13 protein-coding genes are annotated in these 18,978 nt (G+C 57.6%); 5 read left to right on the top strand and 8 right to left on the bottom strand.

Translation table 11 applies throughout. The annotated features are described in order from the left end of the window. Positions 1 to 407: 407 nt before the first annotated feature. The gene (locus Pan189_RS09510) at positions 408 to 1,112 is read right to left on the bottom strand and encodes a hypothetical protein (protein ID WP_145363685.1); all 705 of its coding nucleotides are present in this window, start codon (positions 1,110 to 1,112) and stop codon (positions 408 to 410) included. 560 nt (positions 1,113 to 1,672) lie between these two features. On the opposite strand from Pan189_RS09510, the gene Pan189_RS09505 reads away from it, so the two are divergent. After that, positions 1,673 to 3,676 carry a TolC family protein gene (locus tag Pan189_RS09505; RefSeq protein ID WP_310821294.1) on the top strand — a complete coding sequence of 668 codons (2,004 nt, stop codon included), beginning with the start codon at positions 1,673 to 1,675 and terminating at the stop codon, positions 3,674 to 3,676. A 67-nt stretch (positions 3,677 to 3,743) separates the two neighbouring features. On the opposite strand, the gene Pan189_RS09500 is transcribed toward Pan189_RS09505, so the two are convergent. Then, on the bottom strand, positions 3,744 to 4,640 hold the full coding sequence (locus Pan189_RS09500) for an efflux RND transporter periplasmic adaptor subunit (RefSeq protein WP_145363683.1): 897 nt from the start codon (positions 4,638 to 4,640) through the stop codon (positions 3,744 to 3,746). Positions 4,641 to 4,800: 160 nt separating this feature from the next. Between Pan189_RS09500 and Pan189_RS09495 the strand changes: the two genes are divergently transcribed. From Pan189_RS09495 to Pan189_RS09485, 3 genes are all read left to right on the top strand, one after another. After that, positions 4,801 to 6,789 (top strand): efflux RND transporter periplasmic adaptor subunit, encoded by a 1,989-nt coding sequence (locus Pan189_RS09495; RefSeq protein ID WP_145363682.1) that lies wholly within the window; start codon positions 4,801 to 4,803, stop codon positions 6,787 to 6,789. 62 nt (positions 6,790 to 6,851) lie between these two features. Continuing rightward, positions 6,852 to 9,068, top strand: coding sequence for an HlyD family secretion protein (locus Pan189_RS09490; RefSeq protein ID WP_310821293.1), 2,217 nt, complete (start codon positions 6,852 to 6,854; stop codon positions 9,066 to 9,068). A 27-nt stretch (positions 9,069 to 9,095) separates the two neighbouring features. Next, positions 9,096 to 10,991: a preprotein translocase subunit SecA gene (locus Pan189_RS09485; RefSeq protein ID WP_145363680.1), complete on the top strand. Its 1,896-nt coding sequence runs from the start codon at positions 9,096 to 9,098 to the stop codon at positions 10,989 to 10,991. Between the two features lie 1,084 nt (positions 10,992 to 12,075). On the opposite strand, the gene Pan189_RS21330 is transcribed toward Pan189_RS09485, so the two are convergent. From Pan189_RS21330 to Pan189_RS09455, 6 genes are all read right to left on the bottom strand, one after another. Further along, complete coding sequence (locus tag Pan189_RS21330) at positions 12,076 to 12,237, bottom strand: hypothetical protein (protein WP_310821292.1); 162 nt, start codon at positions 12,235 to 12,237, stop codon at positions 12,076 to 12,078. A gap of 108 nt (positions 12,238 to 12,345) precedes the next feature. After that, positions 12,346 to 13,008 (bottom strand): HesA/MoeB/ThiF family protein, encoded by a 663-nt coding sequence (locus Pan189_RS09480; protein WP_145363679.1) that lies wholly within the window; start codon positions 13,006 to 13,008, stop codon positions 12,346 to 12,348. Next, a complete protein-coding gene (locus tag Pan189_RS09475; RefSeq protein WP_145363678.1) occupies positions 12,953 to 13,465 on the bottom strand; it encodes a hypothetical protein in 513 nt (170 codons plus the stop codon). Before Pan189_RS09475 ends, Pan189_RS09480 begins: the two co-directional genes overlap by 56 nt. A 158-nt stretch (positions 13,466 to 13,623) precedes the next feature. Continuing rightward, complete coding sequence (locus tag Pan189_RS09470) at positions 13,624 to 14,628, bottom strand: hypothetical protein (RefSeq protein WP_145362267.1); 1,005 nt, start codon at positions 14,626 to 14,628, stop codon at positions 13,624 to 13,626. Between the two features lie 78 nt (positions 14,629 to 14,706). Beyond that, on the bottom strand, positions 14,707 to 14,937 hold the full coding sequence (locus Pan189_RS09465) for a molybdopterin converting factor (RefSeq protein ID WP_145362268.1): 231 nt from the start codon (positions 14,935 to 14,937) through the stop codon (positions 14,707 to 14,709). 1,204 nt (positions 14,938 to 16,141) lie between these two features. Next, entirely contained in the window at positions 16,142 to 17,935 is a 1,794-nt protein-coding gene (locus Pan189_RS09455) for a recombinase family protein (protein WP_145363677.1), read from the bottom strand. A gap of 385 nt (positions 17,936 to 18,320) precedes the next feature. On the opposite strand from Pan189_RS09455, the gene Pan189_RS09450 reads away from it, so the two are divergent. Next, positions 18,321 to 18,767: a hypothetical protein gene (locus tag Pan189_RS09450; RefSeq protein ID WP_145363676.1), complete on the top strand. Its 447-nt coding sequence runs from the start codon at positions 18,321 to 18,323 to the stop codon at positions 18,765 to 18,767. Positions 18,768 to 18,978: the final 211 nt, after the last annotated feature.

The following is an 18,978-nucleotide window of genomic DNA, read 5'->3' as shown; positions in this document are numbered from 1 at the left end:
CGTTCGATCTTCGAGGACATCGAACGCGAGCGGGATATCATCGCGGCGGCGGCGTGGTCGCGTTGAGCCTTCGGATTCCGTCGCGGACCGACTGCGCCTGAATAGGTGAAGGGGGTTCATGCAGACTCGAGTCGATCGCGGAGATTAAACAGCGAGACCGATCAGGAGATGTCTCGTAGACAACGGTCCCGTAGTGACGCTGATTAAAGTCTTCGCTACCCCCGGAGTCCACCCCCTTTACAACTTAGTAAGGATAAAGTTTTTCTGGTCGACGAATGATCGAGTCAGTCGACCATAGATTGCCCAATGGACAATAGTTCTTGAGCCCGAAAACTGGGGCAAGAGATCAGTTGTTCGAGCAAGCGGAAGAGCCCGCGACGAGCAAACAACTTGGGCTGCGAGGCGGCCTACCGGAAAAAGGCAACGCCGCCAACCACGGTACCGGCTTCGAGCAATGCCCCGCGGGCGCTCAGCGGCAGGTGCTTTCGGACCGGCGGGTTGTAGCTGCCGGGGCGCCCGAGACCGAGTTGGTATTGCCGGTCCCACGGCAGATCGACTCCGATCTGGTAGGGAAGCAGAGCCGCGTCATAGCCGAACCGAAGTCCGGAGGCGATCGGCTGCAAAACCGGGCCATAGCTCCAGCCATACCGTTCCAGGCTCACGTCCCGGAAGTAAAGCGGTTCATGGTACAGCCCCGACGGCGCCCACTGGTACATCAGCGAGACCCGCTCGCGTTCTGCAGGCATTAGCAACGGGGATCGACTTTGGAAGCGATCCTCCGGCAGCTCGAGGGCGTTCTGCCCGGCCGTCGCTCCGATGCTGCCGATCGGCTTCAGCAACTCTTCGAAGGTCAGCACGGCCGGGCTGTCGTCGATCTCGACGGTCTCTCGCTTCTGTCCGGCCTCGGCTTCGCTCCCTGCGGACGGTTTGAGACTCGCTTCATAGCGCGACGATGTCTCGATTGCTGAGTTCGGTTGCCCGGCAGTTTCGGCGGAGGCAACGCGTGGTGCAACGGGAAAGTATGCCTCGCCAGCTTGGCATTGCTGAGAGAGTCCGAAGATGGCGGCCGCGAACGCGACGAGGCATCCTAGCCCATTGAAATACGTAGGCATCCGTGTACCACTTCCGTCAGTGTGGCCGAAACTCGGCTAAAAATGAGGGTCTTTCAAACTATCGGCTGGTGTGGAAACCGAACGGAAGGTTCCCCGACTCCGTACCATTACATCGGATCAGTAAGCCATTCCGATAGTTCAGATCGTGACGGTTCGCCGATTAATTGCGATCTTTCTTCTTTTCCGCTCGCCGGGTTCACTCCCGCTCAACTCCGCTGACGGCCGAAAAGGACGAAGCGGCATCCCAAAATGCCGGTCGACTGAAATTGAAACAATTAGTGGGCAACGGAATGGATTCCAAGCCACGAAGAGGGAGTCGGCACGCCCGCTTCCTATATGCGCACGCCGCAAGCTGCTTGATCGCGACTTTCGTCGGATGTCAGGCAACTCAGTGGGGGAAATCCGGCCCGACCGTTGCGCCGTGTGATCAATCCGGCTCGGCATCGGTCGAGTGCTGCGATACGGAAGCTTCTGCCTCCTCGATCGACGCAGAGTGCTTAACGTCGACTGTTTGCGAGGATAGGTCGGGGAAACTCGGCCACGGTCAGGGGCGGGGGATCGTGAGAACATCGCTCGCGATCGAGAATCCGGCCGAGACTGCCGCCTGCCGACGGCACTCCGAGGCACTGGCCAGCGCGGCTCCCCGATGCTTGGACGATCCCGAAGGCCGCGAGACGGAGTATTGGGACATCTCCCTGGCGGAGGTCCTCGCCATTGCGCTGCAAAACGGCGAAACCATGAAATCCGCCGGCGTTAGCGTGCTCGCTGCGCCCGAGTCCGTTGGTACCGTGTTCGACCCCGCAATTACCGAAGCCGATCCCCTCTTCGGTGTCGAGGGATCACTCAGCGAATTCGATACAACGCTCACCAAGAGTCTGACCTACAACTACAACGACCGGACGGTCAACAACATCACGCTCGGTGGCGGGACGCGAGACATCCGCCAGGAGCTGACCAATTTTTCGGTTGAACTTAGTAAAACCGCGGCGACGGGAACACAATTCAACCTGCGCAATATCACGATTCTCGACGCGAGCAACCAGCCCGGAAATCTCTTCGGAGGGGCGTGGGACACGATCTACGAGGCGGAAGTTCGTCAACCACTGCTTCAAGGCGCCGGGGTGGACTTCAATCGGATCGCAGGTCCGAATGCTCAGCCCGGCTTCTTCTTTTCGAACGGGGTCTTGATCGCCCGCACCAACACGGACATCAGCACCGCAGAATTTGAAACGGACGTTAAAGACTTTGTCAGCGAAGTCGAAGACGCGTATTGGGACCTTTACCTCGCGTACCGAACTCTCGATTCCTGGCGAATGGCACGCGAGGCGGCTCGTCAGACATGGGTCGACATCAAGGCCCAGCGGGGATTACCCGGAGGAACGGCCGATCGCGAAGCCCGCGCTCGCGTGCAGTACTTCGTGCTGCAAAACCTCGTCCAAGACGCCCTCAGCGGACGCGCGGATGCACCAGGTGGCGTATACCGCTCAGAACGCCGCCTGCGCCGTCTGATGAATCTTCCGCATAGCGACGGCCTGTTGCTTCGGCCCCGCGAAGAACCGATCGATAATTCGATCGAGTACGACTGGGACTTCGCGCTCAGTGAGGCGCTCTCGCGTCGTCCGGAAATCCGGCGACAAAAGTGGACCGTCAAGCGGGACGAGTTACTCTTGGAGGGGTCGAAGAACTTCACGCTACCCCGACTCGATATCGTCGGTTTGAGCCGAGCACGCGGCTTCGGCCCCACGCTCGCGGGCGACGGGTCTGCTGCTCAAGACGTCATGGACGGCGGCCACCAGGAATGGCAGGTTGGTGCGGAAATGACGATCCCTATCGGTTTTCGACAGGCCCACGCCGGTGTGCGATATGCCGAACTGCAATTAATGCGGGATCGGGCAATTCTCCGGGATCAGGAATTACAAATCGCAAACGATTTGGCCGACGCGATTTCCGAGGTCTCTCGGGCCCATGCTGCGATTCGGACAAACTACAACCGGCTCGAAGCCGCGCGGGAGCGACTCACCGCCGCCCAGGAAGTCTATGAGGTCGACAAGGTTTCGATCGACCTCGTTCTGGACGGTCAACAGGCGTTGGCCCAAGCGATGAATGCCTACTACGCGTCGCTCGTCGCGCATGAAATTGCCATCAAAAATGTTTCAGCAGAGGCGGGGACGCTACTGAGCGATCGGGGCATTTACATGGGCGAAGGGCCTTGGTCACACTGTGCTCAGGTCAGCGCGCGAGAATTGGAAGATCGTCAGCGTGAGACTTGGGCGCACTGCAAAGAGAACGAGCCGGGCTTTATCAGTTCCGGTCGCGTGAGCCAGTTCGGCGCAGTGCTCGGGTTCCCGGCCGATGGCTCGAATGATCACCCGGGGACCTTCACGCAGCCGCCACCGATGCCGTCGTCACCCGAATTTGATCCACCAGCGGCTCCGCCGACGCCCGCCGACCCGGATTTCTCGGACGACGTGCCCGACGACGAACAACCGCGGGCGGAACATCAAGGCATCGATGCAATTCAGTTCTCGCAGGCGGTCGAGGATCCGTTCACGCCGAAGTGGTAGGCAGTCAGCTTGTGGTAGGCAGTCAGTTTGCTGACAAGTCGGCTGAATCAAAGGCACCTCGAACGACTCACTCCATCTCCGGCAGTATCGTGAGTTGGCCGCGAACTCCCGGTCGGAGCAATCCTTCAGGATTCTCGACCTCGGCCCAGACTCGGACCTTCCCGCTGACGGGTTGCACCTCCGGGCTGACAAATGTGATAACGCCGTTGAACTCGACGTCTCGTTGACCGGATGGCAACCGGACCGCCAATCGAGTCGAGCGGCCCAGTAATCCTGAGCCGTAGCGGGATGCGTTGAGGCTGACCTCGACCCTGAGCCGATCGGTTCGGATCAGGCGGACCAGCGGGTCGCCCTCGGTGAGCCACTCTCCGGCTTCGGCATAAATCTCGACGATTGTCCCATTGATTGGTGCGACGATCTCATGCAATCCGACTTGGGCCTGGGCCGCCTCCACAAGCCGCTCCTTGTGCCGCGTCGTTAAATCGGCAACGCGGAGATCACGATCAGCCTGCTCAATTGAAAGCTCTGCCCGGTCTGCGACCAGCTTGAGGCGGTCGAGTTCCGTTTTGGAGATACTGCCCGGAGCCCGTCGCGTCGCGCGTTCCGAAAGAGCCAACTCCGACTCCGCTACGGCCAACGATTTCGCTGCAAATCGCTTGTCGACGTCGTCCGCGGCCTTTTCCTCAGCGATACGCAGTTCGAGGCGGGCTAGTTCGACATCGATCCGTGCCACGGTATCTTGGAGTCGGCCGAGTTGTTGGCCGGCTTCTACGGTGTCTCCTTCCTGGACGCCCAAGAGTTCCAACCGGCCCGCCTTCGACGCCGAAACTTTGACGTCTGAGATCAGCCGCACGAGCGCGTCTTCGATGACGACCGCCTCATCTTGGGCAGACGCGAGGGATGTCGCTGCCGAGGCAAATAGAAGAATGATGGCGAGATGCGCAATCGCTAACTTCAGGCTCATAACGCGAAATCTTCGACAGGTTTGAGGCGTATCAATTGTATTTGGGTCACGCCCGTTAGTGTGATGGCAGCAAGTCAGATAATCTTCCACTCAGAATTGATACAAGTCTACCCGGCAAGGCCGCTCGGGGAATCGCGGTCCATCCGCGGGAGAGTCGGTGATGTCACAGGTGTCAAACAATACCGTCACGACGGCGATCGACGAGATCGCCGAGCTGGCTTCGACCGACATCGAACCGACCCCGTTTTATCAAGAGTTGATCGGGCGATTGGCTTCTGTCCTCCCGACCACTTTCGCTTGCGCGTGGGATGATTCGGGTGACGCGCTGCGCGTGATCTGCAGTACCGGCGGCAAGAGCGAGGCACTGTCCGACGGCGAGCCGCGAGCCGCGACGTGGAATGAGCTTTTGACGGAAGTAAGGACGGCAGGCGGAGTCCGAATCTTCCCGCCCGGCGCCGAAGCATTCGGTCGCACGATTAACCCCAGTGACGAACAGATCATACTCGCCGCCGCTGGCGAGGCAGGAGACGGAGCGGCTTTAATTGAACTTCGATTGTCACAGGACGCGGACGCGACGACCCTTGAGCGAACTGTGGAAGTGTTGGAGATCGCCGGGGAACTCGCAGCGTCCTACCACCGCCACCGGGAATTAAGTCGCCTGAGAGCAATCGGGGGCCAATGGGGCCAGCGTGAGGACTTTTCCTGTTCCGTCCACCGCAGTCTGAATCTCGTCGATGTCGCGTATGTGATCGCCAACGACGGACGCCGACTGATTGGTTGTGACCGTTTGACAGTCGTCGGAAAAGTTCGCGGAGGATTTCATGTGCTGGCCGTCAGCGGTTTAGAAACCGTCAATTCTCGGGCCAACGTCATCCGCCGCCTACGTCAGCTTGCAAAATTGGTACTGCCGACAGCCTCTCCGGTTAATTATCCGGAAGACCTTAATAGTTTGCCGGCACGTCACCGAGACGCAATGCTTGCCGCGATCGACGAATCGCACGCCAGGCGGTTGCGAGTCGTCCCGTTGATGGTGGAACCAAGCGACGATGAGACAGTCAACGTTCGCAACACCGATCCTAAATTGGTTGGCGGGCTTATCATAGAGCAGTTCAATGCCGAACCTGTACTCGACGACCCGATCGAGGCCGTCGCGCGGCACAGCGCCGTAGCGATCGAAAATGCTCGAGAACATTGCCAGATTTTCTTAAGGCCATTATGGTCCGCCGTGGGTCGTGCCGGAGCGCTCTTCCAAGCACGCCTGTTCCCGAAGACTGCGTTGGCAATCTTGTTTCTGGTCACCTTAGTGGGAGCATTAATAATCATTCCGGCTGATTTTACGCTCTCGGCTGAAGGAACTCTCCAAGCTCAAAATCGGAGACAGGTCTTTGCGTCGGAGTCCGGGGTCGTGACTGAGATGTTCGTCCGTCATGGCGACCCGGTTGAAGTCGGATCACCGCTGTTAAAGTTGCGGAGTACCGAACTCGAGTTGGAGCTCGAAGAGGTAACAGGCGAATTTCAAACGACGACGAAGAAAATCGTCTCTGTCGGAGCTTCCCGAGCCGATGCCGATGCTGGCGAGCTGACCCGTTCCGAATTAAACAGACTCGTGGCCGAAGAAGAGGAACTTGCGGTCTGGCTGGAAAGTTTGAAGGAGCAGAAGGGGCTTCTTCAGTCTCGTCGCGAGCGTCTTTTGCTGACGAGTCCGATCACGGGTGTCGTGGTTACGACCGATGTGGAAGAACTGCTTGACGGTCGGCCCGTGAATCGGGGTGAGGCATTGCTCAAGGTCGCCGACGTGACGGGTAGTTGGGGACTCGAACTCCATGTCCCCGACAAGCACGTCGGTCAATTGCTTGAATCTGGAAAGCGTGCGGACGAGCCGCTTGAGGTCGAGTACATCTTGGCGACGGCTCCCGAGACGACCTATCGCGGCCGTATTGCTCGCGTGGCCCGGGCGACGACTCCCGATGCGAATGAGACCAACTACGGCCTCAAGGTCTGGGTCGACGTTAAGGAAGATAAGCTCAGCCGACTACGACCGGGGGCCCGCGTTGTCGCCCGCATTCACTGTGGCAAGCGGTCGCTTGGCTACGTTTGGTTCCACGAATTAATTGCGTTTCTCTCTCTCCAGTCGTTTCGCCTTTTCTAAAAAACTTAAGCCCGGCCGAAGTCCATCTTGGCTCTCCTGCCGATAGGCACCCTGTCATGTCGATGAGTTTCACGACAGTAGAGGATCGTCCCGTTCCGTTGCGAATGCGGCCGGACCTGACTTGGCAGCGGCAGACGCAGCAGGGGCTCGCCTGGTATATTATTAAAGATCCGGCGGCGCTAAAATATCTTAGGCTGCGTGAAGAGCAGTTCGCAGCCCTTCAGATGTTAGATGGCAAGAACTCGCTTGGCGAAATCGTATCGTCGCTGCGTTCCCGATTTCCGGCTGTCGCGATCTCATCGTCGCGGCTCCAGGCGATGTTTACAGCATTCTATCAATCGGGACTCATTCTTTCTGAAGGAGACGGACAGGCGACTGGGCTTTTAGATCGGTCGCGTAAGAAGCGTCGGCGACAGGTCGGTACGAAGTTTCTCAGCCTGCTCTGGATTAAATTTCCGGGTGTCGATCCCGATCCATTTCTTAATTGGCTGGTCCCACGAACCGGTTGGCTGTTTTCGTTTCCTGCAGTTGTCGTCGGGCTGGCTTCAATTGTCGCCGCGCTTCTGCTGATTGCTGTTCAATTCGACCAGTTTCTTGGCAAACTAGCCGGTTTCCAAAGTGTCTTCGCCGGAGGAAACTTTGCGTGGGTGATGGTTGCGTTGGCTCTCACAAAGTGTGCCCATGAATTAGGACATGCGGTCGCCTGCAAGCGATTCGGCTGCGAATGTCACCAAATCGGGCTGCTGCTGCTCGTATTCACACCCTGTCTGTACTGCGACACGTCAGACTCGTGGATGCTTCGAAGCAAATGGCAACGGGCCGCCGTCGGCGCTGCCGGAATGTATGTTGAACTCGTCATTGCAGCGATTTGTACGTTCATCTGGTGGAATACAAGCCCGGGTCTGCTTCATTATTTGTGTCTAAGTACAATGGCCGTCGGGTCAGTCTCGACCTTAGTATTTAATGCGAATCCACTTCTCCGATATGACGGGTACTATATTCTCTCGGACTTGATCGAAGTTCCGAACCTCAGCGGCAAGGCGAGATCGGCGATCGTCGGACTCGCCGAACGTTGGTTTTTCGGAAAAGAGGCATCATCGCCCACGAGTCACCCCACGCAGTATTCCATTGTCTTCGCACTCTATGCCGTCGCGGCACCGATTTACCGCTGGTTCGTTATGCTCGTGCTGTGCTGGCTCGTTGTGGAGGTCTTAGCTCCTTACGGATTGCGACCTATCGCTTATGGACTGATCTTGAGTTCGCTGGGTGGGATGGTGCTGGTGCCTTTGTACCGCATGGCGAAGTATCTGCTCACTCCGGGAAGGCTTGAACGAATGAAAAAGGCGCGGCTGGCGATTTTTGTCTTAGGCCTGCTCATTGCGGTGGCGGTGATCGCCGTGGTCCCAGTTCCACGATATGTGTCGGCAATTGTGGTCACGAGGCCCTGCAACGCCGAACGCATTTACGTCAGCGTGCCGGGGCATCTTGCAGAAATACATGTCCGCCCGGGAGATCAAGTCGAAGCAGGTGAATCTCTGGCTCGCCTGGAGGATTCACACATGCAAGTTCTGATGGCTCAAAGCCGAGGCCGTCACCGACGATTGCAGGAACAGCTAAGGCTGCTTCAGCGACAAGCGACCGAGAATCGCACCGCCGCCGAACGTCTTCCGGAACTTCGCGAGGCCATGGCGGCGTCACAAGCGCGGCTCGATCAGCTTGAGTCGGAGCAGGAGCAACTTCGACTTGTATCGCACGTTGAAGGGACGGTGTTTCCGCCCCCGCCCAAGATTCGCCCCGATCGCGGTGACAGACAACTCGTCGGCTACGAAGGTACGCCGTTCGATACAGAAAATCGAAGTGCGTGGCTCAATAGCGGCGACACGTTCTGTCTCGTCGGAGAATCACGAAAGATTGAAGCCGTCTTGTTGATCGACCAAACAGAGATTGATCGAGTTCGCGTGGGGCAGAACGTCCGCATCCGCTTCACTGCTCTTTCGAGCCGAACCTGGACGAGCATCATTGATAGCGTCGGGACCGACCGCGTCGAGGTTGCGCCGCCCGAGGTCGCCCTGAGAACCGGTGGCGTACTGGCCACAGAACGCAATCGCTCCGGGATTGAGCAGCCAGTCGATACGATCTATGAGGTGCGAGCGCTGATTGAGACTTCAGCCGACGGCGTTCCGCCGGGGTTGCATGGTTATGCGCGAATTCTCGTCGGCTGGGAACCGCTCGGAGAAACGGCTTGGGAACGCCTTGTTGAATTGTTCCGTTTGAGTTGACGCGCGAGCAGTCGGGCAAGATCCGCGATGCCATTAAGTTTTCAATACACCGACCTCCGTTTGGTCGAGCGCATCCGGCGCGACGGCCGACGCTTGGCGGCTTTGTCTCCGTCCGCGTTCGCAGACGAAGCGCGAGAACTCAAATGGTCGATTCGTGCTGGAGCATCGCAGTCGCAACTAATGCAGAGAGGGTTTGCGCTTGGCTTTGCGGCAAGTCACCGAGTATTCGGCTACGAGCACTATCCGGTGCAATTGCTCGGAGCGATCGGCCTGTTTCGTTCTCGTATCGTAGAAATGCAAACCGGCGAGGGGAAAACGCTTACCGCCGTGCTGCCAGTTCTTTTAAAAGCGATGAAGGGGCAGGGTGTTCATGTCGTGACTGCAAACGAATATCTTGCCCGGAGGGACGCCGAAACGATGGCGCCTGTTTATCAACTCTGTGAATTATCGACCGGATGTATCGTACCCGGTCTCTCTGACGACGACCGCCGCACGCAATATCAACGTGATATCACTTACGCGACTGCTTCTGAACTCGGATTCGACTTCCTGCGTGACAGGCTTAAGAAGCGGGCCGATCCGTTCCGCTTTAGTGAAAGTCGCAGTGGTAACTCAATTAAAGCCGCAGGCGTGCAACGTGGTCAACACTTCGCCCTGATCGACGAGGCCGATAGTATCCTCATCGACGAAGCCCGCACTCCATTAATCATCGGCGTTGAAAAGCGACTCGGAGAGCGAATGCCGATTCTCTATTCATGGTGCCGCGATGTCGTCGAAAGGTTGGAGCCCGGGCAAGACTTTCGGGTGAATTCGCGACATCGTCGCGTCGACCTGACCCCCGCTGGTTGCGCTTCACTCAACGCAATCGAAAAACCGGTCGACCTGAATGAGTTCGACGGTGACGCCCTGTTTACTGCGGTCGAAAAGGCGTTGGCGGCAAGGCACTTGTTTGTCTCCGGACGCGATTACCTCGTGTCGGCGGACGAGGTCGCAATTATCGATGAGGGTACCGGAAGGAAGCTCGCCGGTCGGAAATGGCAGGCGGGACTGCACCAAGCGATCGAAGCTAAAGAGAACTTGCCGTTATCATCGCCAACCGGCGTGGCCGCCACGATGACAATACAAACTCTGTTTCGCAGCTACACGGATTTCGCTGGCATGACCGGAACAGCCACTCCGGTCCGTCGTGAATTACAGAAAATCTATCGACGCCGTGTGGTCGTTATTCCGACGAATCGCCCTGTCTGTCGATCACGCATTGCTCCTCGCTTGTTCGTGTCGTTCGAAGCCAAGCTGAATGCGTTGCTCACATCGGTCAGCGACATGATCGGCGCGGGGCGGGCGGTACTCATTGGGACCCCCTCCGTCGACGCATCCGAACAGGTTTCGAGCTGCTTAAAGGAGGCAGCGATCGAACACGCGGTGTTGAGCGCCCGGCATCATGAGGAAGAGGCTTCGATCGTGAGTCGTGCCGGTGAACCGGGTACCGTGACCGTCGCCACAAATATGGCCGGACGCGGAACAGATATTTTGCTCAGCGAACAGGTGCGGAGCAACGGAGGCCTGCATGTGATCGCCACGGAGATGCATTCGTCAGAGAGGATCGACCGGCAGTTGATCGGGCGAGCTGCTCGCCAAGGCGACCCGGGAAGTTTTCGGTTTCTTCTATCATTAGATGACGAATTATTGAGTGTGTTTCCACTTCAATATCGCTCAAAACTGAAACGAAGAGGCAATATACAGGCCACGGACGGTGAACTGCCGAGGTATTGGCTCCGCTACTTCCGACGCGCACAGCGAATTCGTGAAAGGTCAGGATCGACGGCCCGACGAAAACTCTTACATGACGAGCGTGCTCGACATCGACGACTTGTCGACGCCGGGCTTGATCCATTTCTCGACCGGTCCGACTCGGCCGAATAATCTGCCTGGCGTTTAATACGCTGCGGTGCGAAAGCACGCCTATTAGTCATACGAGTGATCCGGCGGGGGTTGTATACTGTAGGAGTGAAAGCGTACCTCAAACGGAAGAAGCACGCGGCTGCCTTCTTCACTTCGAGGTGCTTCAGGATTGCGTAGTCCAGCCACGCAGCCTCAAGAAAAATCGGCCAGGCACACTTCGTTGCAATCGCACGTTTGTGTCGACCCCATTAATCGTGCCACCCGCACGTGCTCGAACATGTGCAGGTGGACGAGCTCATCGTTCAGCTTCGATTGAAAGCTCTACTCTTACCTGTTTTCCAAAGGCTACCGGACTGCGACATATATAGCATGGGCTTTCAAGAAGTTTACCAATCTGTAGTAGCCCTTAAGGCGAACCTCGCTGGGTACGGCCAGTTCTTGATGCCTGTAGCGATATTGTTCGACCGGATGACGCTCAGCTCACCGTGCATCGCGAAAATCGCTGTCATCGTTTTAGTCACATCATCGCTCGCAATGCGCCGCGTAATCTTAAACAGGGACACTTTCATTTCTAATCGTCGCGGGCATTTGATCACTTCAGTATCATCCCTAATCTCGGCGGGCCAGAGGCCATGCCATAGCAACACACGTCTTTGCAACGTACGCCGCGTTGTTGATCCCGAGCGTTCTCGGTGCAAAAGTTCGATTAAAAATAGATTACCAGACCCAGTGCGTCTTGCATAAGTCTGATGCCTTCCGCGCGGTATCTAATGCAACATTTGGCGTTAGGTCGACAGTTGCAAGTTATACAGAAAGTACCTGAGAGCCAAAAAATCGGGGCCCGTCTCTCCCGCGATTGAGTGGAAAAAGCAGCGACGGTTGATGTCTCGACCGCCGCTGCATCGTAGCCACGATGGGACTGAAGCCATCGAATTCAGCTTCGCCGTCGTCGCCGCCTGCGTCTGCGGCGACTATGCCGCCCGTCATGCTGGCAAAGCCACAAAACGGTCCCTCCGATGACAGTGAGATAAAGTAGTTCTTCCACGTCGTCTCCAAAAAATGCGTGCGTATTGTGTTGGTGTCAGACGACTTGCTTCCGCGATCACTACGGAAATAGCGGCGTTTTTCGTTCGAGGTCGGCGATGTCCCAGTCGAGATAGGGGCCAGCCTGCTCGTTAAGGTCCGGGCCGAAGCCGCGGTGTTTAATAGTCTGGGCGGTATCGCCGGTCGCTCGGGCGACGGCACGATTGAGGTCATTGCACTTCATTGATCGGAACCTTTTCTGGAATTACGAAAGGCCGCCCCCTTCGGGAGCGGCCTGTGTGATTAAGTCGTTCGTTTTGGCTTCGCCACGCGGCTCAGCCGAACTACTTCATCAGCATTTAATAGGACAGCCGATGGAAAGTTCCGCGGCCGTTAAGTTCAGCGTCTGCTCCGGCTCCGTCGGGATGCCGCGCAGCCAGCGGACGTACTGGTGCAGCATTAAGCCCGCGGCGATGTGGGCGGTGTAGATCACCCCGCGGGACGTGCAGCTGCCGGCTTGAGCCTCGTCTTGGGTGAATAGCGTCGCTTCGTACCGCGGGTGATCGTCATGCGACGACACAGCGAGCACGCGGATCACTTCCGCCAGCATCCGACCATCACACCAGAAGCGGCAGCGGTCCTTAATGGCCTTCCAGATCGCCGACCGGGCCGAGATCGAGTCGACGCAGCAGAACACCGCTCGATGAACTTCCTGCCGACTGCGAAAGCGGTCGGCGATTCTCTGCACTTCGATCGAGGGGTCGATCTCACGGATCGCGTCCTGCACGGCATCGACCTTTAATCGGCCGACATCCTGCTGTCGGTACCCCTGCGTTGAGACGTTCGTCTCATCGACCGTGTCGAAGTCGATTAATTGCAGGGTCGGCACGCCGAGCGACGCCGCCTGAAGGGCAACCTGCCGGCCGATCGCTCCGACGCCGATCACCGTTACCGGCGAGTCAATAAGCCTCTCCTCGGGCACCAGCCCGCTCTGCCGCATTAAACGGCTTCTCATCCTCCCACCTCCAGTCCCAGTCGAAGTTCTGTTCGTCGAAGAATTCATCCCGGTCGACGAGGTCCGGGCCGCAGACCGTCTGCGGCTCAAGCACCGTGAGATTGGCATCCAGTTCAGCCTGCCACGACTCGTGATCGGTGCCCTCGAACGGATGATCGAAGGTCACGTCGGCCCCGAGGTCGAGCGAGAAGCCCGGCTCGTGGCCGAAGCGAAGCCGGCCGTAGCACCGTTCGTTCTCGGCGAGGATGAACATCGCCGCCCAGTCATCCCGGCCGAAGCAGCGGTCGAACGTCTGCTCATCCACGCCGCTCGGTGTCGGTGAACGACCCGGGTGCGTGTGAATCCAGACCCGTGCGAACTCGGCCGGGCTGCGACCGAGTTCGACCTGCTCGTCGAAGAAGTCGGCCACGCCGACATCGTCCATCGAGGTGAAGGCTGTCTCACCCGTCTGCGGCACGAGGACGATGTCCTCGACGCAGAGCGGGTCGTCAGCGGGCGTGATCCCGAAGCCACTGACCTCGACATCAACGGCTTCTCTTAAGAACAGCAGCTTTGCCCAGGCGTAAGGCGTGAATCTTAAAGCGGCCGCGGAGAGATCAATCGGAGCATCCCGTCTTATACCGGCACCTCCTCTCGAACCAGTACCGAGTCGGAAGCTTCAGCCGACTCAGCAGCATTCGCTTCCGCTTCCTCGGCCGCCTGCTCGGCGAGCTCTTCTTCGAGAGCCCTCCGGCAGTCCTTGCAGTAGCCCTCGCCGTCCTCCGCACAGCCGCGACAGAGACGTTCGCCACATTCGCCATCGCAGGAGGTCACACACGCCGCACAGTAAATGCCGTCGCAGTCGACGCAGCGTTCCCGGCAGCCATCACAGATCGTCGTGGAGCAGCCTTCGCAGCCCCACGCGTCCTCTTCATCGATGCCGCTGCCGCAGTCGCCGCAGCTGCATTCGGGACGGTCCCAGTCTTCGACCGAGACGTAGGGACTCGCCGAGTTGTAGGTCGCAAGCACGCTGCCCACGATCTGGAAGAAGTCGGCCAGGCGTCCTTCGGCAATCGCCTTCGCGATCGCCAACCGGGCGTCCCCTTCGCAGAGTGCCCCGTTCTGAACGTGCGGGTGATGGCAGTCGCTGTCACACGCGGCCGGATGCGGATCGAGAGCCTCGACAATGTAAGGCTGCGAACGGGCCAGCGACTTCCAACAGAACTTAACCCGGAACGGACCGAGATAGAGGCCTTCCAGTTCGACCGGTTCCGTCGTGACCGAGATGATGCATGAGCCGAAATCGATCTCGACTTCCGGGAAGTCGTGTTCGAGAGCCTTCAAGTCAAGGGCGATCTCGTACGGCGACATTAATCGCTGTCCCGCGAACTCCTCGTTGAGCTGCCGTCGCTGATCGTCAAGGACGTCGATCAGATTAATCAGTCGGCCTCGAAACTGCCGCCTGAGGCGGAGTGCCGCGAGCGGGTGCTTCAGCAATCGGGCTCGGTTACTTAATCGCAGCGAGTCACGGCACTCATCCCACATCCGCTCCGGCAATTCGACCGGGGCGTGCGCCTCGTGCCGCTGCCGGAGCCGTTCGTGCATCTTGAGAGCCGCTCGGGCGGCCTCTCTGGTCTCCATAGTTGGTCTCCTTAATGAAAGCAGCCGGGCCAACGGCATGCGTCGACCCGGCTGCGGTGGTTGGTGAAAGTGAGGGCGTCACGCCGCGTGAACAGCTCCTTCAATCTTGGTCGGCGTAATCGAGACGCGATCGCCCTCGGTCAGTTCCTGCTCCGCCGAAGCGGGAAGGCGATTGACACGGATGAGGTAGTCCCGCGGCGACCCGTGGGGAATGTGCTTGGCGAACAGCTGCGAGGTCGTGGTGCCATCAGCCACTTCGACCCAGTCCGCGAATCCGCCACCGTCGTTGTTAATCAGCATGATCTTCATAGGTTCGTTCCCTGGTTTAGAAATTGATGATGTTGTCAGTCAGCGCATGAAAAGAGCCGGCACACAAGCCAGCTCTGGATTCGTGAAGCGAGTCGTCGTTTCCGCTATAAACTCCGCTTCAAGAAGGCCTCCTTTCGGTTGGGGCCAGGGGTTCAAACGACTAATTCGCCCCATGGATATATGCCACAAAAATCGAATTAAGTCTTAGCAATAGGCGACCTGCCGGCTAAGTCGAAATGATTATTAAAACCTCCTTTCTATTCATCGATACGCGGCTCACTACTTCGATTCGCATAAGCCATCGGCATGGCCGATGTGCCGTCTCTCCCCGAAAAGTACGCAGTGCAGGTCTGGCACTAGCGGAGCGGGCGGCGAAAGAAACGTCGCCCTGCGAAACATCGAGCGGATTGCGGACACGCTCGGGCTCAACGCATCGGAACTGATGAAGAACTTCTGAATTCAGATGGAGCCGGGTTTCAGTACAGAGGCCACCAGCGGAGGTCGCCGCCGACTCGTGCGGCTGCCACGTCGGCCGAAGTGCAGTTTGTTCAGCGCGGGCATAGTTATCTCAGTTGCCGTAGCGAATCCGGCAGTGGCGCAAACGGTCTCACAGATCGGTGACGCCGATTTCTTCGAGTGCGCCTTTATTAAAGTTTGGGACATCGGCCACTGGTTCGTGAGGAACGTTCTCCTCCCTCCAAAACTTCAATGCCGACACGATCAGCGCGAGATGTTGTTTTGTGCGAAATGATTGCTCCTTTCCCCAGAATTCGATTCCAGTGAGACGGTTGTTGCGGCGTGAAGTACTCTCGCTTTCAGGTGTCCTGAGAATCCGAAAACTTCTACACGGTTTTCTATCTCTGCTCTCGCTTTTCGTCGGAAACCAACTTTCTTGCAATCGTTCGACCGAACAGCTGGAGGAGTTTCCCGACGGACCTTCCTGGAGCGGTAGTTTCAGAGTGAGGAATGTAATTTCCGGAAGTCTTCTTTGGATCGCGCATAAAAAATCCCCGGCTTTCGCCGGGGCTCCTGATCGTTAAGGGAATGAAATTGCAGTCTTTGGCGGCGGTTATCAATCGTCATCGGAATGGCGGAATTTGTACCGCCGATGCAGATGTCGCCTGAGCCTTGTACCGTCCGGAGGCTCCGTGAGTACCTGGTAGGGGTCGGCTAAACCAAGCTCCTGCATCTTCCGATGCAGCTTCTAAGCGTTCTTGACGGCGGGCTGAGTCACGTGCAGGCGCTTGGCGATATCACGTTCTTTCTGATTTTCTTCCGTCAATCGGATGACATCCTCGCGGATTACGACTGGTTGTGGCGGATCGAAAAGGTCCAGCTCAATCGGCACTGTGTAGGATTCCGCGGAGAGATCAAGCTTCGTTGCCAAACCAGGTACGATCTCCACAAGATGCAGCAAGCCCGTTAATCGAAGGCCGAGGCCGTTGCCGAGGCATTGGCGGACCGGCATGACCGTCGCATCAGGCAGCAAAGCAGACATGATCCGATGAAACTCGGGAGATGTTCGGTCGACCTCGTCGGCAAGGCGGCCGATCATCTGGTTCAATTCTTCCTCTGAGGGCAATGGTGGTAATGGCTGTCGTCTCCGATGGAGGTTATCAAGTTCAAGCTGAATTCGCCGCTCTTCGTTCTCCAATTGCGAGAGACGTCCAAGCAACGCGTTCGAGCCCCCGCTTTTAGCAACGGCTAAAGTTATATTGTCAATTTCTTTCGCAACCTCCGTGCGCTGCTTGTTGATCGCGGTCAGGCGATCGTTATCGGCTGCAAAGGCCTTTTGTAGCTCCAGTTCAATGGAGTTGCGGAGCTCGTCAATGAACGTCGCTTGGGAGCGTAGATGTCCGATGACGGCCGCGAGAACCTTTCGCGAAGTATCGAACCCGGAACAGGTCACTCCATTCCAGCAATGATGATCGCGAGCTCCTGAACACATGAAGCGATCGTTCTGCCCGTGGCCGCCATAGTAAAGAACCCGCCCGCAAATGCCGCACGACAGGCTTTGACCAGGCCTGACCGTCCGCTTTCGGGGCACGCCCTTACGGCTATCAGCGGCAGCCTTTCTGCCACGAGCGTAATGTGCGTTCCGTGCATCCACTGCTCGTATCACGAGGTCGTACCGATCGGGATCTATGATCACCAGATTCGGGCAGTCCCGCTGAAGAAGCGCTTCGGGAGGGGCCTTCACTGATATACGACGACCCGTTCGATTCTCACGCTTGGTTTCGCGACGGTTGCGTTCGCGGACCCCTTTGAGGATCGGGTTATGGATATTCTGGCCGAGAAGTGTTCCATCCCATTTCTTTTTCTTGACGTGCGGCCCCACCGGCACCTTTTCATCGTTCAACCAATCGGCGATCTCGGCATTCGAGTGTCCCTCCTCCAGCCGGCGAAACACTTCGTCCCAGACAGGGCGAGCCTCTGGAACTACCCAGCACTCTTCATCGTTGGCTCCAGGATGAGGCTTGCGATAGCCATAGGGTAAGCATTGGACGATTCCCCCCTTTTGGAATCGGCTCAAATGGGAACGCTTAATCCGTTTACTCGTATCCTTATTGTAGGACTCATGCCGAAGGGATGAGAACAATGAATTGATTTCCCAGCCTTCGTTCGCCGTGTCGACATTGTCATTCAGTGCGATCACGCGAGTGTCGGTATCTTGTGCATTTTCACAGATTGAATGTGCAAAGAATCGCCGGCAGATACGGCCGAGGTCTTCCACGATGACAAGGTCGCAGGTGGCAGACTCGACCAGTTCCATCAACTGAAGCTGCTCACGTGTTTCGAGAAGCTCGCCGCTACCTCGACTGCAAATCACTTGGAACTCGACGGCGCCGTCGTAGTTCTCGTCAACCCAGCTGCGATAGAGGGCCTCTTGGTCTTGCAGGCTCTTTGCGTCCTGATGTTCGGTGCTGATCCGGCAAACGCCGACAACGCGAAGAGTCTGCCCGTCTCGGGCAACCAGAGGCAAATTAGGATGGTACATGGGATTGAACTCCTAGAGCTTCAATCCCTCGCAGCCGACTTGTCCCACTGGGACATAAAAGACGGTCAATAGTGGATAACGGTGGTCAAGTTTGATATCGCACCGCTCGCCCTAACTCTTGCTGGCCCATGGGGTTTTCGCATTAAGTCCTTTGCGGGAAGCATGTTGCGAAAAGGCCTTCTGGAGAATCCTTCTCTCTCCGCTGGAAAGGCCGACTGCCTGAGCAGTCGGCCTTCTTCTTTGCGCTGGCAACTCTCTCAGATGAGGAGACAACCCGCGAAGGTTGTGCGGCGTTCGAGACCCTCCGCCGGAACCGGGAACGCGAATTTGGCGGGCCAGCGAAGTAGCGCACCGCGTTCCGCCGTCATCCTGCTAATATGCGGCCATGAAACGCCGCTGGATCATCTTGACCGGGCTGCTGCTGTTGTGGCCGATTCCGTACGTGCTGAGTGAGGGGGTTGCCTTTCGTTTGTGGGAAGACGCCGGGGCGACATGGGAGAAGCCGAGTCTATGGTCTGTCTATCGCCCATTAGGCGTGCTGGAGCCGTATTCACCACGATTTAGCCAACTGCGCACGTGGTTGAGAGCAGAGATCGTCATGTCGTGCCGTGACGAAGAGTATCGCCCGCCCTCCTGGGGCGGGCGCAATCCGAAGATCGTTCCCCCGAAAAGTCGTTGGGACTTTTACACGTACGACAGCAACACAGAACGGTCGGGAGACTACGGCCCGACACGAATTCCGGTCCCAAAAGAGATGGCGAAAATCATGAGCCGACCTCCCGTCGCCTACCGCTACCACGAAGATCCGCCCCTCCCGAACTTTTCAAATTAGGACACTACCCAAAACTCACCTATCGCAGAAACTAACTGTCTAATCGATTATGCGGGGTTGCGCTGTCGGGGGGGAACTGGGGGTCGGATCGTCAGCGGTGGTTGCGGGATCGGCGGGAATTGTGGTCGAGATTGCGGTGTGCGGGGACTTGCAACATTCTAATCTCAATGCGGTTGCGACGCGTCGGCGACCCTCTAAGTTCTTCGCGATT

The sequence above is a fragment of the Stratiformator vulcanicus genome (genome assembly GCF_007744515.1).
Taxonomy (GTDB): domain Bacteria; phylum Planctomycetota; class Planctomycetia; order Planctomycetales; family Planctomycetaceae; genus Stratiformator; species Stratiformator vulcanicus.
This window is presented reverse-complemented; position numbering and strand designations above follow the sequence as displayed.

What these genes read in the sequence shown, in the direction of transcription:
- Pan189_RS09510 (WP_145363685.1), bottom strand. Translation starts at nt 1,112, where the DNA reads ATGCCTACGTATTTCAATGGGCTAGGATGCCTCGTCGCGTTCGCGGCC.
- Pan189_RS09500 (WP_145363683.1), bottom strand. Translation starts at nt 4,640, where the DNA reads ATGAGCCTGAAGTTAGCGATTGCGCATCTCGCCATCATTCTTCTATTT.
- Pan189_RS09495 (WP_145363682.1), top strand. Translation starts at nt 4,801, where the DNA reads ATGTCACAGGTGTCAAACAATACCGTCACGACGGCGATCGACGAGATC.
- Pan189_RS09490 (WP_310821293.1), top strand. Translation starts at nt 6,852, where the DNA reads ATGAGTTTCACGACAGTAGAGGATCGTCCCGTTCCGTTGCGAATGCGG.
- Pan189_RS09485 (WP_145363680.1), top strand. Translation starts at nt 9,096, where the DNA reads ATGCCATTAAGTTTTCAATACACCGACCTCCGTTTGGTCGAGCGCATC.
- Pan189_RS21330 (WP_310821292.1), bottom strand. Translation starts at nt 12,237, where the DNA reads ATGAAGTGCAATGACCTCAATCGTGCCGTCGCCCGAGCGACCGGCGAT.
- Pan189_RS09480 (WP_145363679.1), bottom strand. Translation starts at nt 13,008, where the DNA reads ATGAGAAGCCGTTTAATGCGGCAGAGCGGGCTGGTGCCCGAGGAGAGG.
- Pan189_RS09470 (WP_145362267.1), bottom strand. Translation starts at nt 14,628, where the DNA reads ATGGAGACCAGAGAGGCCGCCCGAGCGGCTCTCAAGATGCACGAACGG.
- Pan189_RS09465 (WP_145362268.1), bottom strand. Translation starts at nt 14,937, where the DNA reads ATGAAGATCATGCTGATTAACAACGACGGTGGCGGATTCGCGGACTGG.
- Pan189_RS09455 (WP_145363677.1), bottom strand. Translation starts at nt 17,935, where the DNA reads ATGTACCATCCTAATTTGCCTCTGGTTGCCCGAGACGGGCAGACTCTT.
- Pan189_RS09450 (WP_145363676.1), top strand. Translation starts at nt 18,321, where the DNA reads ATGAAACGCCGCTGGATCATCTTGACCGGGCTGCTGCTGTTGTGGCCG.